The following is a 13,882-nucleotide window of genomic DNA, read 5'->3' on the forward strand; positions in this document are numbered from 1 at the left end:
GAATTCCCAGATGTTTCCGCTCTTTTGGAAACCGCGGCGCCGCACCCGCCGACCTTGTTTGCTCCGGCAGCGACATTGATGCCGATCGCTGGTCAAGGCTACGAACTCGGGTTAAGGGGTTCCTTCGGAGCCTTCGCCGGCGCGTTGGCTGACGGAAACGAAAAACCCGCCTGCGCGGCGGGTCGCTGGCGCAAATCAACACCATGAACGAATATGTACCATAGCTGGGGTCACGAAATCAAGAAAAAATTCCTATCGTGAAAAGCTACCGGCACAAAAGCTGCCGACATCGCCGAACTGGCCGTCGTCAGGTCTTTTGTTCACCTGAATTCGAAGCCCTAGATCGCTGGTTGCGGACATCGAAGCGACCGCACCGGATGTGATAGATTCAGCCTATGGGCGATTCTATCGATCTTTCGACAGCCGATCTCGCGGCGCTGGCCTTCTTCCTCGTCGCGTGGCTGCTGCACACGCTCGCTTCCGACGGCAAGCTGACCAGCCGGGTGTCGCTGACCACGGCGATGAATGCACAGCGGCAAGCCTGGATGCGGACCATGGCCGAGCGCGAGATCCGCATCGTCGACACCGCCATCATGAGCGGTCTGCAGCAAGGCACCGCCTTCTTCGCGTCCAGCTCCCTGATCGCGATCGGCGGCTGCTTTGCCTTGCTGGGCGCGTCCGACCGGGTTCTTGAAGTGCTCAGCGATCTGCCCCTGGGCGGCGCCCCGTCACGCGCGGCCTTCCAGATAAAGGTGTTCGGACTGGTGCTGATCCTGGCGTTTTCGTTCTTTAAATTCGGCTGGGCTTATCGGCTGTTCAACTACTGCACGATCCTGATCGGCGCCGTGCCGATCCCGCATGGCGAAGCCTCGCGCAATCCGGTTACCGAAACGGCGGTCTGGCGCGCGACACAGATGAACATGCTCGCCGGAAAACATTTCAACTCCGGCCTGCGCGGCGTGTTCTTCTCGATCGGCTATCTCGGCTGGTTCGTCGACCCCATGGTTTTCGTGTTGTCGACGCTGTTGCTGCTGGCCGTGCTGGTGCGGCGCCAGTTCTTCTCGGCGGCCAGGCAAGCGGTGATCGGTCAGCCGCCAGGAAAGGGTCGATCGATCCGCCCCGACAGCCAGTAGGCGATCAGTCCGGCCCATTCGCGAATAGCGATGCTGGTGGTCTGCAGCGAATCGGTGGGATTGTCGCGGAAGAGGCCGATGCCTTCCCGCCCCGAGGTGCGATAGTCGACCGGCCAGGGAACGGTCGCAAAGCCGGCCTTGTCGAACAGCGCCTTGGCGCGCGGCATATGGAAGGCAGAGGTCACCAGCAGCCAGGTCTCGCCGGGCTTCGGCGTCACCAGTTCCTTGGTGAAGACGGCATTCTCGTAGGTGTTTCGGGATCTGTTCTCCAGGATCAGGCGATCGGCCGTCACACCAAGCGCGGTGAGCAGACGAGGCGCTGTGGCGGCGTCGCCCTCGCCGTCGGGAAACAACTCGCCGGTGCCGCCCGAGACGATCACCTTGGCAGTGGGGAAGCGCCGGGCCAGAATCGCGGCCTCGACCATCCGATCGCCGCTGCTGTTAAGCTCATAGCCGCCGCGCACCAGATTGATGGCGCCTTCAAAACCGCCGCCGAGCACGACGATGCCGTCGACCTTTTCCGGCAGCTTCGGGCGCGCAAAGCGCTCTTCCAGCGGGTTGAGCATCATGGCGCCAAGCGACGTCCAGGCCGACAGCGCAAGGATCAGGAGGGCCAGCACGCTGCCGGTGACCGCCAGCCGCCGCCGGCCGATCATCGCCGCGAGCAATCCCGCCAGCAGCAGGAAGATCGCCAAATTGAGCGGTTGGATGAAAAACCAGAATATCTTGGAAAAATAGAAGAACATCGCTCACCCCATTACAGCGCCGCGCGTGCTTGGACGCGCAAAGGACGCTGTAACACTTTGATTTTGCGCATGATCCTTTCCGAAAATCGATGTCGATTTTCGGGGTCATGCGCTAGACGAGCGGCATGCTTACCACCACTTTTCCGGCTGAAATGTGCCGGCCGCCTGCTCGATGACGGCAGCGGTCTGGAACAGGGTTTCCTCGTCGAACGGCCGGCCGATCAGCTGCAGCCCAAGCGGCAGGCCCTTGGCGTCGAGCCCGGCGGGCACGGCTATGCCGGGCAGGCCGGCCATGTTCACCGTGACCGTAAAAATGTCGTTGAGATACATCTTGACCGGATCGGCAGCCATGTCCTCATCGGCGATGCCGAAGGCGGCGGACGGCGTTGCCGGGGTCAGGATGACATCGACGCCGGCGGCGAAGACGGTCTCGAAGTCGCGCTTGATCAGATTGCGCACCTTCTGCGCCTGCAGATAGTAGGCATCGTAGTAGCCGGCCGACAGCACATAGGTGCCGATCATGATGCGGCGCTTGACCTCGCGGCCGAAGCCGGCGGCGCGGGTCTTCTCATACATGTCGACGATATCCTTGCCCGGCACGCGCAATCCATAACGGACGCCGTCATAGCGGGCGAGGTTGGACGAAGCTTCAGCCGGGGCTACGATGTAATAGGCCGGCAAGGCATATTTGGTATGCGGCAGGGAAATGTCGACGATTTCGGCGCCGGCGTCCTTCAGCCAGGCAATGCCCTTCTGCCAAAGCGCCTCGATCTCTTCGGGCATCCCGTCGACGCGGTATTCCCTGGGGATGCCGACCTTCATGCCCTTGATCGGCTTGCCGATCGCCGCCTCATAGTCCGGCACCGGCCGGTCGACCGAGGTCGTATCCTTCGGATCGACGGACGCCATGGACTTCAACAGGATCGCGGCATCGCGCACGTCGCGGGCGATCGGGCCGGCCTGGTCGAGCGACGAAGCGAAGGCGACGATGCCCCAGCGCGAGCAGCGGCCATAGGTGGGCTTGATGCCGACGGTGCCGGTGAAGGCTGCCGGCTGGCGGATCGAGCCGCCAGTATCCGTCGCCGTGGCGCCGGCGCACAGGAAAGCCGAAACCGCGGTCGCCGAACCGCCGGAAGAACCACCCGGCACCAGCTGCGCATTGTCCAGGCTGCGCGCGGTCCTGGTGCCGCCGGCCGAGACGAAGCCGCCGTCGCCCTGATGCGTCGTCGGCATCACCACAGTGTCGAGGCGCGACCGCCGCCACGGGTTGATGACCGGCCCGTAATAAGACGTCTCGTTCGACGAGCCCATGGCGAATTCGTCCATGTTGAGCTTGCCCAACATGACCGCGCCGTCGGCCCACAGATTGGCGGTGACGGTCGATTCATAACGCGGCTTGAAACCGTCGAGCACATGGCTGCAGGCCTGGGTATGGACGCCTTCGGTGCCGAACAGGTCCTTGATGCCGAGCGGGATGCCTTCCAGCGCACCGCCCTCGCCCTTCGCCAGTTTTGCGTCGGAGGCCTTGGCCATGTCGCGCGCCTTGTCGCCGGTCACCGCGACATAGGCATTGAGGGCCGGATTGGCGCGATCGATGGCCGACAGATAGGCCTCGGTGATCTCGGTCGCGGTGATCTCCTTGCCGCGCAGCTTGGCGCGGGCCTGCGAAATCGTCAGCTGGGTCAGGTCGCTCATCAAAGGCTCTTTTCGTAAAAAACCGACCACTTGGAATCGGGATAATCCAGCACCGGGCCGCAGCGCGAAAACCCGGCACGTTCGTAGACGGTCCACGCGGCGGGATGGCGATCGCCCGTCTCCAGCACCAGGCGCGTCAGTCCCTCATTGCGCGCCAGCGCCTCGACCCGCTCGACGATCCTGGCGCCGATCTTGCGGCCGCGATGCGAAGGCCGCGTGAACATGCGCTTGACCTCGCCGATGGCGCCGTCATGGCGCTTCAGCGCGCCGCAGCCAACAGCGAGACCATCCTCGCGGGCGATGAAGACGGTCGTGTCGTCGCCGGCCATCTGCTCGACCGTCAGGTGGTAGCAGTGCTCCGGCGGTGTCAATTCGAGCAAGGTCTGGTTGAGTTCCTTGACCAGGCCGCGCACATCGTCCTGCAGCGGCGTCTCGATGGCGATCTCGATTGCCATTGGCCCGCTACTCCACGACCTTCGGAACGAGGAAGAAATTCTCGTCGGTCGCCGGCGCGTTGGCGACGATATCGGTCGCCTTGCTGCCGTCGGTGACAACGTCCTGGCGCTTCTTCATCTCCATCGGGGTCACCGAGGTCATCGGCTCGACGCCGGAAACATCGACCTCGTTCAGCTGCTCGACGAAGCCGAGGATGGCGTTCAGCTCGCCAGTCATGCGCTCGGCATCTTCTTCATTCACCGCGATGCGGGCGAGATGCGCGACGCGCTTCACTGTTTGCAGATCGACGGACATGTTTTTGCCTCGGGGAAAACCAGTTCGGGCTATAGCGGCGCCGCGCGCGGTGCGCAACATGCATCATGCGGCAGACCGGACCGTGGTGGCGGCCCGGCTCTCGGCCATCGGTCCAAGGGCAAGGTGCTGTCTACGGCAGGGCAACGCCCTCGCACAGATAGTAGCTGCCGCTGTTGCCGCTTGCCTCGCTTTCGCTATCGGTGGGCCGAACCGACGCGAGATCGACCTGCTTCGGGTTGATTTGCGTCACCGAGAGGACATCCGGAAAGACATAGCCCGGCTCCTGGCAGATTGCCGTCACCGCCCAGCTTTGCGAGGCCGTCGCCTTGCTGATCTGCAGAAACTCGCAATTGTATTCGACGCTTTGCAGGCCGCGGGCCGAAAGCACGATGTTCCCTGCGTCGACAAGCGTTTGCAGCGTGTCTTTTTTGGCCTGTTTGCAAAGCTCCTCGGACTGAAGATAGACGCCCTCTATGAAATCATCCGCGGCGAGCGCGGGCGATGCCGCAACAAACATGGACACGTAAAGAGATCGCCCCAACACCGATTTATTCCGCCTTGGCTACTTCTAAATCGTAATCGTCTCTCCGATGTCAGGCAATGCCACCGTCACACCGGATCCTTCCAGGCCGGCCTCGAACTTATCGGCGGTCGGATCGATCATCGGAAATGTGCCGAAGTGACAGGGAACCACGGTCTCGAACTTGAAGAACCGGCGGCAGGCAAGTGCCGCCACCGCGCCACCCATGGTGAAGCGGTCGCCGATCGGCACGATGCCGATCTTCGGCTCGTGCAATTCGTTGATCAGCGCCATGTCGGAGAAGATGTCGGTGTCGCCCATGTGGTAGAGCGTTTTGTCTTCCGGGAAGTGCAGGACGAGACCACCGGGATTGCCGAGATAGACGTTCTTACCACCCTCTTCGCCAAACGAGGAGGAATGCAGCGCCTGGACGAACGTGGTGGTGAAGCTGCCGCAATCGACGGTGCCGCCGATGTTGCCGGGGTTGATCTTCTTGTCGCTGACGCCCTTGCCGACCAGGTACATGCAGATCTCGAAATTCGCGACCAGTTGGGCACCGCTTTTGCCAAGCACTTCCAGCGCGCCGCTGATGTGGTCGCTGTGTCCATGCGTCAGCAGCACATGCGTGACGCCCTCGGCGGGCCCTTCCCAGCCGCCCGTCCAGGACGGATTGCCGATCAGGTAGGGATCGATGAGGATCTTGGCGTCAGCGGTTTCAATGCGAAAGGCCGAGTGGCCATACCAGGTCAGTTTCATGGAACGCACTCCTCGATTTTTGGCTTGCCAAAGGATAGAACGCCGATAGACCGGAGATCAAAGGGTTACAGTGTCCGTTGTGCGTTTGAGAGAACACATAGCGGTGAAGGTGAAGGACGCCGGTGGGCATTATCACGATCGAGGAATTGCCGGCGCGGTTAACCGGAGGCAAGACGCTGGCCGGGATCGACCTCGGCGATAAGACGATTGGCGTCGCGGTGTCGGACCAGGGGTTTTCCTTCGCCCATCCGCGACCAGTCATCATGCGAAGGAAATTCTCGCTCGATGCGGCGGTGCTGCTCGCCTTGCTGCAAAAGGAGAACGCCGGCGCGGTGGTGATCGGGCTGCCGATCAACATGGACGGTTCAGAAGGGCCGCGCGCGCAGAAATCGCGTGCCTTCGTTCGCAACATGGCGCAGATCAGCGACCTGCCCTTCGTGCTCTGGGATGAAAGGCTATCGACGGTCGCGGCCGAAAGAACGCTGATCGAGATGGACTTCTCGCGCCGCAAACGCGCCGGCAAGATCGATTCGGCGGCAGCCGCGTTTATTCTGCAGGGAGTTTTGGACCGGCTTCAATCGCTCCACGCATCCGGTCGAACGGACCCGGACCTGCCCAACGCCGGCTGACCCAGCCTGTGATCTCGCGACGGCGGCGGAACGCCCACAATGCCATCAGCAGAAACCCGTCGAAGACGCAGGCCTTTGCCACCATGTCGGGGATGGTCGCCGGATCGATGCCGAGCATCTGACCATAGAGCTGGAAGAAGAAGTCGTGCATCTGTCGGCTGAGCATCGTGTAGCCAAAATTGATGTCATTGGCCGACAGATAGAACCAGCCCCAGAAAATCGCCATGGGGGCCGCCCAGGATGCGAAGATGTAACGCATCAGCGGTCTCCCCCGGAATTAGAGCCTGTTCGGCCCGATATGAGTGAAAGCAGCGAATTGTGGGCTGCGGCCTTTGCCATGCCATGCGCGACGGCGCGAACCTCGCCCTCGCCTGAAGCAACCACCGCAACCGCGGATCGCCGCTCGGCTAGCATGGCGACATAGGACGCCAGAAGTGCTGCCAACTGCACGGCGACAACCATGAACAACCCGTTGATGCCTTGCGCGGCACCACCGACGACGATCAGCGACAACACACCGGACGCGCAGATGAAGGCGATGCGGGCAACGCTGTCGACGCCCTGGCTGGTAGCGTCGTTGATCAGGGTTTCGACAAAGGCCCAGAAGAACAGCACCGCCACGACAAGCAATGCGGTCGCGAGCGGCGCCACGACGACAAATTTGTCGAGGTCGATGAGCCGGCTGTCCTCGATTGTGGCTCCCAACACGCCGAGAGCCGTCACCACACCACGGCTTCCGTCGATGCAGATAAGTGCGAGCAGGGCGAAAACGATCGCCCAGTGCAAGGCCAGAAAAGAGGTCAGTACGTGTCGCATCGCCGTTCCCGCTTCGCAAAGCAAGGAGCGGCCAAATTTGAACCATTCCCTGCTTTCGCCGGGACAGTGGGCCCTGCCGCTCGACACCGCAACGGAAACCATTTGTTAAGGTTAACGGCGATTAGCCGTACGCGTGGGGATGCCCACCGACGCATCAAACGCCGGTTCTTGCGATGCTCGCCGCTCAATTCACCGGCGGATAGAGCGTATCGATGATCATGCGCGCATCGTGGCGAGAATCGAGCATGCCATAGGTATTGCGCCATTGGCCTGCCAAACGCGTCTCGACGAAAGCATCTGCGATCCGCCCTGCCCCAAGACGGCGCAACTCCGCTGCCGCTGCCGACAGCGCCAGTTGTTCGGTGAGCAGACGGGCCGAGCCCTCATCGGTTGACGCAACCTGCATCGCCGCCTTCAGCACGCCGATCGTGCCGCGTCCGCCAGTGCCGAGGTCACGGTCGATGCCGGCCAGCACGTCCTCGAACAGGCCAGGCGCGCGGCCAAGCACGCGCAGCACGTCGAGCGCCATGACATTGCCCGAGCCTTCCCAGATCGCGTTGACCGGGGCCTCGCGATAATAGCGGGCGAGCGGCGCCTCCTCGACATAGCCATTGCCGCCGAGACACTCCATCGCCTCGTAGAGCAGCGGCGGCGCGATCTTGCAGACCCAGTATTTGACGACGGGCGTCATGGCGCGGGCAAAGGCCGCTTCACCGCGATCGCTCGCCGCCTCGTCGAAGGACCGCGCCAGCCGGAACGACAGCGCGGTGGCTGCCGCCACATCGAGCGCCATATCGGCCAGCACGCGCTGCATCAACGGTTGCTCGATCAGTGTCGAGCCGAACACCTGTCGGTGGCGCGCGTGATGAACGGCCTCGGCGAGGCCCGCACGCATGATCGCCGAGGATGCGATGGCACAATCCAGCCGGGTCAGGGTGACCATGTCCATGATCGTCTTCACGCCGGCACCCGGTTCGCCGACCATCTCGCCGATGGAGTTGACGAATTCCACTTCGGAGGACGCGTTGGAACGGTTGCCGAGCTTATCCTTCAGCCGCTGAAAACGGAAGCCGTTGCCCGACCCGTCACCGAGAACGCGCGGTACCAGAAAGCACGACAATCCCTCCGGCGCCTGCGCCAGCACCAGGAACGCGTCGGACATCGGCGCCGACATGAACCATTTGTGCCCGGTCAGGCGATAAAACCCGCTGCCGGCACGTTCCGCCCTTGTCACATTGGCGCGCACATCGGTGCCGCCCTGTTTCTCGGTCATGCCCATGCCGAGCGTCAGCCCGGTCTTCTCGACCGGCGGCTTTTGGCTGTGGTCGTATTTGCGCGTCGTCACGCGCGGCGCCCATTCGCGAAACAGTTTTGGGCTGGCCATCAAGGCCGCCAGCGAAGCGTTGGTCATGGTGATGGGGCAGAGATGCCCGGTCTCGAGCTCCGCCGTCAGATAGAACCGGGCGGCACGGACCTGATGGCGGCGGCCGATCTCGGCGTCGCCGTTTTCCCAGACGGAGGAATGCAGCCCGTTGGCCACCGAGCGGCGCATCAAGGCGTGGTAGGCGGGATGGAACTCGACCACATCGATGCGCCGTCCCTGGCGGTCATGCGTCCTGAGCTTCGGCGTCTCGACATTGGCGAGCCGGGCCAGTTCCTGCGCCTCTTGCGTCAGCACGAACCGACCGAGCCCGTCGAGATCCTTGCGCACTGGATCGGAAAAACGCTCCGCGAGCTGGATCAGCAACGGATCGCCCCGCCAGGCGTTGCCGCCCGTAAGCGGCGGCGGCTGGTTCGTCACGTCGTCGGTCACGCCCAATCCTTCTATCGGCACAAAGGCACTTGTCGTCAGAAAGCCACGAATCCGAAGCCGTCGGCTAGATATAGCCCAAGCCATGCGGCGCGCGCGATGAAAATACCGGCCGATTTAATCGGCCATCTACACGAAAAAATTGAGGAGAACGGCTCCAATCCAAAGCTGGCGCTTGCAGCCACAAAATCTCCACCCTATAGCAGCGCCTTGAGATGACCGACGCTTCGTCCCTGCCACTCTACCCTCACCGCCATCTTCTGGGCATCCGCGATCTTTCCCCCGCCGACATAGAGCTATTGCTCGACCGGGCGGACAGCGCGGTCGCGATCTCGCGGCAGTCCGAGAAAAAAACCTCGACGCTGCGCGGCCGCACCCAGATCAACCTGTTCTATGAAGCGTCGACGCGTACGCAGTCGTCGTTCGAGCTGGCCGGAAAGCGGCTCGGCGCCGATGTCATGAACATGTCGGTGGCGAGCTCCTCGGTGAAGAAGGGCGAGACGCTGATCGACACGGCGATGACATTGAACGCCATGCGCCCCGACATCCTGATCATTCGCCACCAGTCGGCCGGCGCCGCCGCCCTTCTGGCGCAGAAGGTCGGTTGCTCCGTCGTCAATGCCGGAGACGGCGCGCATGAGCACCCGACGCAGGCACTGCTCGACGCACTGACCATCCGCCGCGCCAAAGGCCCGCTGTCGAAGCTGATCGTGGCGATCTGCGGGGACATCCTGCACTCGCGCGTGGCGCGCTCGAACATCATGCTGCTCAACGCGCTTGGCGCCCAGGTGCGCGTCGTCGCGCCGTCGACGCTGCTGCCCACCGGCATCGAGAAGATGGGCGTCATCGTCACCCACTCGATGGCCGAGGGACTCAGGGGCGCCGACGTGGTTATGATGCTGCGCTTGCAGCGCGAGCGCATGGAGGGCGCCTTCGTGCCTTCGGTGCGCGAATATTTCCGCTATTTCGGCCTCGATGCCGAGAAGTTGAAGGCTGCCAAGGACGACGCGCTGGTGATGCACCCCGGTCCGATGAACCGCGGCGTCGAGATCGCCTCGGAAATCGCCGACGGTCCGCAGAGCGTCATCCAGGAACAGGTCGAGATGGGCGTTGCTGTACGTATGGCCGTCATGGAAGCCCTGCTCGACCCCCGTCGCAATCAGGAGGGTCGCAATCAAGAGGGTCGCAGTCACGAGGGCCGTGGCGCATGAGCACAACGGTCTTTGAGCGCGCCCGCATCGTCGACCCCTCGTGTGGTATGGACGAAGTCGGCACCGTCATCGTCGACGGCCGCAAGATCGTTGCCGCCGGCAAGACGGCGCTGAACCAGGGCACGCCCGAGGGCGCTATCGTCGTCGACTGCACCGGCAAGGCGATCATTCCAGGCCTCATCGACGGCCGCGTCTTCATCGGCGAACCAGGTGGCGAGCATCGCGAGACCATTGCGTCGGCAAGTGTCGCGGCGGCAGCCGGCGGCGTCACCTCTATCGTCATGATGCCCGACACCGATCCGGTGATCGACAATGTGGCGCTGGTCGAGTTCGTGCTGCGCACCGCCAAGGAGACGGCAAGCGTCAACGTCTTTCCGGCGGCGGCAATCACCAAGGGCCTCGACGGGCGCGAAATGACGGAGTTCGGCCTGCTGCGCGAAGCCGGCGCCGTCGCCTTCACCGATGGCCGCCACACCATATCGAGCGCGCTGGTGATGCGCCGTGCGCTGACCTATGCGCGTGACTTCGGCGCCGCCATCGTGCATGAGACGCAGGACGCCGACCTTGGCTCGACCGGCGTGATGAATGAAGGCCTCTACGCCAGTTGGCTCGGCCTCTCCGGCATTCCGCGTGAAGCAGAATCCATCCCGCTGGAGCGTGATCTTGCCCTTGCGCGGCTGACGCGCGGCTCCTATCACGCGGCAAAGATCTCGACGGCGATGGCGGCAAACGCCGTGACGCGTGCGAAAGCCGACGGTGCTGCCGTGACATCAGGTGTCGCGATCCACAATCTGTCGCTGAATGAAAACGACGTCGGCGAATACCGCACCTTCTTTCGCCTGACGCCGCCCTTGCGCGCCGAGGAAGACCGGCTGGCGATGATCGAGGCAGTCAGGGACGGCACGATCGACATCATTGTCTCCTCGCATGATCCTCAGGATGTCGACACCAAGCGCCTGCCCTTCGCCGATGCGGCGGCCGGTGCCATCGGACTCGAAACGCTGCTGGGTGCGGCATTGCGGCTCTACCACAATGGCGACGTGCCGTTGCTGAGGCTGGTCGAAACCTTGTCCACCGCCCCGGCGAGATTGTTCGGACTGCCCGGCGGCACGCTGAAGCCGGGCGCTGTCGCCGATCTTGCGCTTGTCGATCTCGAGGAACCCTGGATCGTCAGCGAGAGCGGCATTCGTTCGCGCTCGAAGAACACATGTTTCGAAGGCGCACGCATGCAAGGCAGGGTCTTGCAAACGTTGGTGGCGGGCCGCACAGTGTTCTCGTTCTGAGCTGGCCACCGCGCACCGCGCCTGATCCGGCTAAACTGGGGGAAATGCGGGGGAAACAATGACTTACAGCCTGCTCCTGGCATTGGTGTTCGGCTATTTGCTTGGTTCGATTCCTTTCGGACTTCTGCTCACCCGCGCGGCCGGCCTTGGCGATGTGCGCAAGATCGGCTCCGGCAACATCGGCGCCACCAATGTTCTACGTACCGGCAACAAGGCCCTTGCCGCCGCGACGCTGCTGCTCGACGCGCTGAAGGGCACGGCCGCCGTGCTGATATCAGGCCATTTTTCGCCTGAACTGGCGATCTGGGCAGGCCTTGGCGCCTTTCTGGGCCATCTCTTCCCGGTATGGCTGGGTTTCAAGGGCGGCAAGGGCGTCGCCACCTATCTCGGCGTGCTGATCGCCCTTGCCTGGCAGGTAGCGCTGATCTTCGCCATCGTCTGGCTGGTGATGGCATTCCTGTTCCGTTATTCCTCGCTGGCGGCGCTGACGGCCGCCATCGTCGTGCCGATCGCCCTCTATCTGTTGAGCACGCCGCAGAATGCCGCCCTGTTCGTGGTGATGAGCATCGTCATCTTTATCAAGCACCGGGAAAACATTTCGCGCCTGCTTGCCGGCAACGAGGGCAAGATCGGAGCCAGGGAGTGAGCGAGCCGGCTGCCGGGCCGCGCCTCAGCGACCGGCAGCGGCTGAGCTGGCTGCGGCTGATCCGCACCCAGAATGTCGGCCCCGCCTCTTTTCGCGACCTGATCAACCGCTTCGGTTCAGCCGAAGTGGCGCTCGAAATACTGCCGGAGCTGATGATTTCAGGCGGCGCCAAACGCATCGCCCGCATTCCTTCCATTGCCGAAGCCGAGGCCGAATTGGAAACGGCCAGAAAGGCTGGCGCGCGCTTTGTCGGCATCGGTGAGACAGACTATCCGCCGCTTTTGCGCAACATGGACAATCCGCCACCGCTGCTGGCGGTCAAAGGCAATGCCGCAGTGTTCCGGCTGCCGGGGGTCGCCATCGTGGGCGCCCGCAACGCATCGCTGGCCGGCATCAAGATGGCGCGCATGCTGGCGGCGGAACTCGGACGCGACGGCTACGCAATCGTCTCCGGCCTGGCGCGCGGCATCGACACGGCGGCGCATCAGGGCAGTCTTGCGACCGGTACGATCGGAGTTCTGGCTGGAGGCCTCGACCTGCCCTACCCGCCCGAAAATGCCGGCTTGTGCGAGGAAATCGCCGAGCGCGGCGCCGTCATATCGGAAATGCCGTTCGGCTGGCAGCCGCGCGCACAGGATTTCCCGCGCCGCAACCGCCTTGTCGCGGGCGCGACCCTTGGGCTGGTGGTTGTCGAGGCAGCACAACGCTCGGGATCATTGATCAGCGCAAGGCTCGCCGGCGAGATGGGCCGGCTGGTCTTCGCCGTACCCGGCTCGCCGCTCGACCCACGCGCCGCCGGCACCAACGGCCTGCTCAAGGACGGCGCCACCCTGGTCACCGAGGCATCGGACATTTCCAGGGCGATTGCCCCGCTGACCGGCATGCGGGCGCCCGACGTGCCGCCGTTCGAAGAGCCGCCCGACTTCTCGGTCACGCCGCCGCCCGGCGAAAGCGATCGCGCCCGAGTCATCGAGGCGCTCGGCCCGACGCCCGTGCCGATCGACGAGATCATCCGCCACACCGCCCTGCACCCGGCCCAGGTCTTCATGGTGCTGCTGGAACTCGACCTCGCCGGCCGCCTCGAGCGCCACGCCGGCGGGAATGTGTCGCTGGTGTTCGAAAGCTCCTGAAGGGCAGCTTGGCCCCTGATCCGCTCGGCGCTCGTCACCGCTGCATGCAGACAGGTCTATACAAGGTCCAGTCTATTTGGATTGCCGCGTTCCCCTTTGAAACGATCTGCCCATTCGAGACTGATCGAATCTCGCTGTTGTTGGATCCCAACGCTGATGGAATCCGGGCTGCGTTGAAGCGCCACGCCCATCATGTCCGCGACCTGACGGACGGCATACGGTGGAGTTTCGACTATCGACTCGTATTCGAGCCGGAGAGGGCTAATCCCGGTTCGGGCAAAAAACATCTCCCAGCGCGCCCTTTCCCGGACCAGCGCGTCGAGTTGCCTCTGAATCAGCTCAGCATCGAACACCGCTGTTTGACTCGATTGCTGAGTCGATCGGTACTGACTGGTCTGGAGAGCTCTCGCCCAGGATATAGCCTGCCCGAGAAGGTCTCGCCTCGAAAGAAAGATGAACTGGAGATTCGGAAGCGCATCGAACCAGTCGATCTGTCCTGAAATCCAATCATGCTGGTGAGCAAAGATTTTCAGACCGTAGATACGATTGGGAGTTGCGCCCATCGTGAGAATTTTTTCGACCTGCCCGACTACATTTTCGGGAAAGTCTGGATCGTCGAAAAACCGGCGCCCCCGCCAATTGAAATATTCGAGCGGGTGTCCAAGCACACCAGTGCCACTGAGATGCTGGCACAGGAAATTACTGCCAGATCTCGGCGATGTGCAAATTGCGTAGCCGCGTAAGTCGTCACACACCC

General features: G+C 63.0%; 16 protein-coding genes. 6 read left to right on the top strand and 10 right to left on the bottom strand.

Going from position 1 to position 13,882, the window contains the following annotated elements; genetic code table 11:
* The first annotated feature begins 395 nt into the window (after window positions 1-395).
* Window positions 396-1,133 carry a DUF599 domain-containing protein gene (locus X744_RS156830; protein WP_023759269.1) on the top strand — a complete coding sequence of 246 codons (738 nt, stop codon included), beginning with the start codon at window positions 396-398 and terminating at the stop codon, window positions 1,131-1,133.
* On the opposite strand, the gene X744_RS156825 is transcribed toward X744_RS156830, so the two are convergent.
* The 6 genes from X744_RS156825 to X744_RS156800 form a co-directional block, all read right to left on the bottom strand.
* Window positions 1,088-1,879, bottom strand: a complete 792-nt coding sequence (locus tag X744_RS156825; protein WP_023759270.1) for a YdcF family protein — start codon at window positions 1,877-1,879, stop codon at window positions 1,088-1,090. The two genes, X744_RS156830 and X744_RS156825, sit on opposite strands and share 46 nt — an antisense overlap.
* Before the next feature lie 129 nt (window positions 1,880-2,008).
* Window positions 2,009-3,574 (bottom strand): amidase family protein, encoded by a 1,566-nt coding sequence (locus X744_RS156820; protein WP_023759271.1) that lies wholly within the window; start codon window positions 3,572-3,574, stop codon window positions 2,009-2,011.
* Complete coding sequence (locus X744_RS156815) at window positions 3,574-4,029, bottom strand: GNAT family N-acetyltransferase (RefSeq protein WP_023759272.1); 456 nt, start codon at window positions 4,027-4,029, stop codon at window positions 3,574-3,576. Before X744_RS156815 ends, X744_RS156820 begins: the two co-directional genes overlap by 1 nt.
* Before the next feature lie 7 nt (window positions 4,030-4,036).
* On the bottom strand, window positions 4,037-4,324 hold the full coding sequence (gene gatC / locus X744_RS156810) for an Asp-tRNA(Asn)/Glu-tRNA(Gln) amidotransferase subunit GatC (protein ID WP_023759273.1): 288 nt from the start codon (window positions 4,322-4,324) through the stop codon (window positions 4,037-4,039).
* 130 nt (window positions 4,325-4,454) lie between these two features.
* Window positions 4,455-4,841 carry a hypothetical protein gene (locus X744_RS156805; RefSeq protein ID WP_031260186.1) on the bottom strand — a complete coding sequence of 129 codons (387 nt, stop codon included), beginning with the start codon at window positions 4,839-4,841 and terminating at the stop codon, window positions 4,455-4,457.
* A gap of 51 nt (window positions 4,842-4,892) precedes the next feature.
* Window positions 4,893-5,600 carry a metal-dependent hydrolase gene (locus X744_RS156800; RefSeq protein WP_023759275.1) on the bottom strand — a complete coding sequence of 236 codons (708 nt, stop codon included), beginning with the start codon at window positions 5,598-5,600 and terminating at the stop codon, window positions 4,893-4,895.
* 122 nt (window positions 5,601-5,722) lie between these two features.
* On the opposite strand from X744_RS156800, the gene ruvX reads away from it, so the two are divergent.
* Window positions 5,723-6,229, top strand: a complete 507-nt coding sequence (ruvX, locus tag X744_RS156795) for a Holliday junction resolvase RuvX (protein WP_023759276.1) — start codon at window positions 5,723-5,725, stop codon at window positions 6,227-6,229.
* On the opposite strand, the gene X744_RS1000000172005 is transcribed toward ruvX, so the two are convergent.
* The 3 genes from X744_RS1000000172005 to X744_RS156785 form a co-directional block, all read right to left on the bottom strand.
* A complete protein-coding gene (locus X744_RS1000000172005) occupies window positions 6,147-6,488 on the bottom strand; it encodes a DUF6105 family protein (RefSeq protein WP_084025409.1) in 342 nt (113 codons plus the stop codon). The genes ruvX and X744_RS1000000172005 overlap by 83 nt on opposite strands.
* Entirely contained in the window at window positions 6,488-7,045 is a 558-nt protein-coding gene (locus X744_RS156790; RefSeq protein WP_023759277.1) for a hypothetical protein, read from the bottom strand. The genes X744_RS1000000172005 and X744_RS156790 overlap by 1 nt, the downstream gene beginning before the upstream one ends.
* A gap of 184 nt (window positions 7,046-7,229) precedes the next feature.
* Window positions 7,230-8,858 (bottom strand): DNA alkylation response protein, encoded by a 1,629-nt coding sequence (locus X744_RS156785; protein WP_023759278.1) that lies wholly within the window; start codon window positions 8,856-8,858, stop codon window positions 7,230-7,232.
* A 212-nt stretch (window positions 8,859-9,070) separates the two neighbouring features.
* Here X744_RS156785 and X744_RS156780 point away from each other — a divergent pair, with 212 nt between their 5' ends.
* Genes X744_RS156780 through dprA form a run of 4 tightly spaced genes read left to right on the top strand, consistent with a single transcriptional unit; the run spans window position 9,071 to window position 13,125 of the window.
* Window positions 9,071-10,066, top strand: a complete 996-nt coding sequence (locus X744_RS156780) for an aspartate carbamoyltransferase catalytic subunit (protein ID WP_023759279.1) — start codon at window positions 9,071-9,073, stop codon at window positions 10,064-10,066.
* Window positions 10,063-11,349, top strand: coding sequence for a dihydroorotase (locus X744_RS156775; protein ID WP_023759280.1), 1,287 nt, complete (start codon window positions 10,063-10,065; stop codon window positions 11,347-11,349). The genes X744_RS156780 and X744_RS156775 overlap by 4 nt, the downstream gene beginning before the upstream one ends.
* 58 nt (window positions 11,350-11,407) lie before the next feature.
* Window positions 11,408-11,995 (top strand): glycerol-3-phosphate 1-O-acyltransferase PlsY, encoded by a 588-nt coding sequence (gene plsY / locus X744_RS156770; protein ID WP_023759281.1) that lies wholly within the window; start codon window positions 11,408-11,410, stop codon window positions 11,993-11,995.
* A complete protein-coding gene (gene dprA / locus X744_RS156765) occupies window positions 11,992-13,125 on the top strand; it encodes a DNA-processing protein DprA (RefSeq protein WP_023759282.1) in 1,134 nt (377 codons plus the stop codon). The genes plsY and dprA overlap by 4 nt, the downstream gene beginning before the upstream one ends.
* Before the next feature lie 56 nt (window positions 13,126-13,181).
* On the opposite strand, the gene X744_RS156760 is transcribed toward dprA, so the two are convergent.
* Window positions 13,182-13,880 carry a Stf0 family sulfotransferase gene (locus tag X744_RS156760; RefSeq protein WP_084025411.1) on the bottom strand — a complete coding sequence of 233 codons (699 nt, stop codon included), beginning with the start codon at window positions 13,878-13,880 and terminating at the stop codon, window positions 13,182-13,184.
* Between the last annotated feature and the right edge of the window lie 2 nt (window positions 13,881-13,882).

This window comes from Mesorhizobium sp. LNHC252B00 (assembly GCF_000502955.1).
GTDB lineage: Bacteria > Pseudomonadota > Alphaproteobacteria > Rhizobiales > Rhizobiaceae > Mesorhizobium.

Excerpts from the sequence above, each read along its gene's own strand:
- X744_RS156830 (WP_023759269.1), top strand. The coding sequence starts at position 396 with ATGGGCGATTCTATCGATCTTTCGACAGCCGATCTCGCGGCGCTGGCC.
- X744_RS156825 (WP_023759270.1), bottom strand. The coding sequence starts at position 1,879 with ATGTTCTTCTATTTTTCCAAGATATTCTGGTTTTTCATCCAACCGCTC.
- X744_RS156820 (WP_023759271.1), bottom strand. The coding sequence starts at position 3,574 with ATGAGCGACCTGACCCAGCTGACGATTTCGCAGGCCCGCGCCAAGCTG.
- X744_RS156815 (WP_023759272.1), bottom strand. The coding sequence starts at position 4,029 with ATGGCAATCGAGATCGCCATCGAGACGCCGCTGCAGGACGATGTGCGC.
- gatC (WP_023759273.1), bottom strand. The coding sequence starts at position 4,324 with ATGTCCGTCGATCTGCAAACAGTGAAGCGCGTCGCGCATCTCGCCCGC.
- X744_RS156805 (WP_031260186.1), bottom strand. The coding sequence starts at position 4,841 with ATGTTTGTTGCGGCATCGCCCGCGCTCGCCGCGGATGATTTCATAGAG.
- X744_RS156800 (WP_023759275.1), bottom strand. The coding sequence starts at position 5,600 with ATGAAACTGACCTGGTATGGCCACTCGGCCTTTCGCATTGAAACCGCT.
- X744_RS1000000172005 (WP_084025409.1), bottom strand. The coding sequence starts at position 6,488 with ATGCGTTACATCTTCGCATCCTGGGCGGCCCCCATGGCGATTTTCTGG.
- X744_RS156790 (WP_023759277.1), bottom strand. The coding sequence starts at position 7,045 with ATGCGACACGTACTGACCTCTTTTCTGGCCTTGCACTGGGCGATCGTT.
- X744_RS156780 (WP_023759279.1), top strand. The coding sequence starts at position 9,071 with ATGACCGACGCTTCGTCCCTGCCACTCTACCCTCACCGCCATCTTCTG.
- X744_RS156775 (WP_023759280.1), top strand. The coding sequence starts at position 10,063 with ATGAGCACAACGGTCTTTGAGCGCGCCCGCATCGTCGACCCCTCGTGT.
- plsY (WP_023759281.1), top strand. The coding sequence starts at position 11,408 with ATGACTTACAGCCTGCTCCTGGCATTGGTGTTCGGCTATTTGCTTGGT.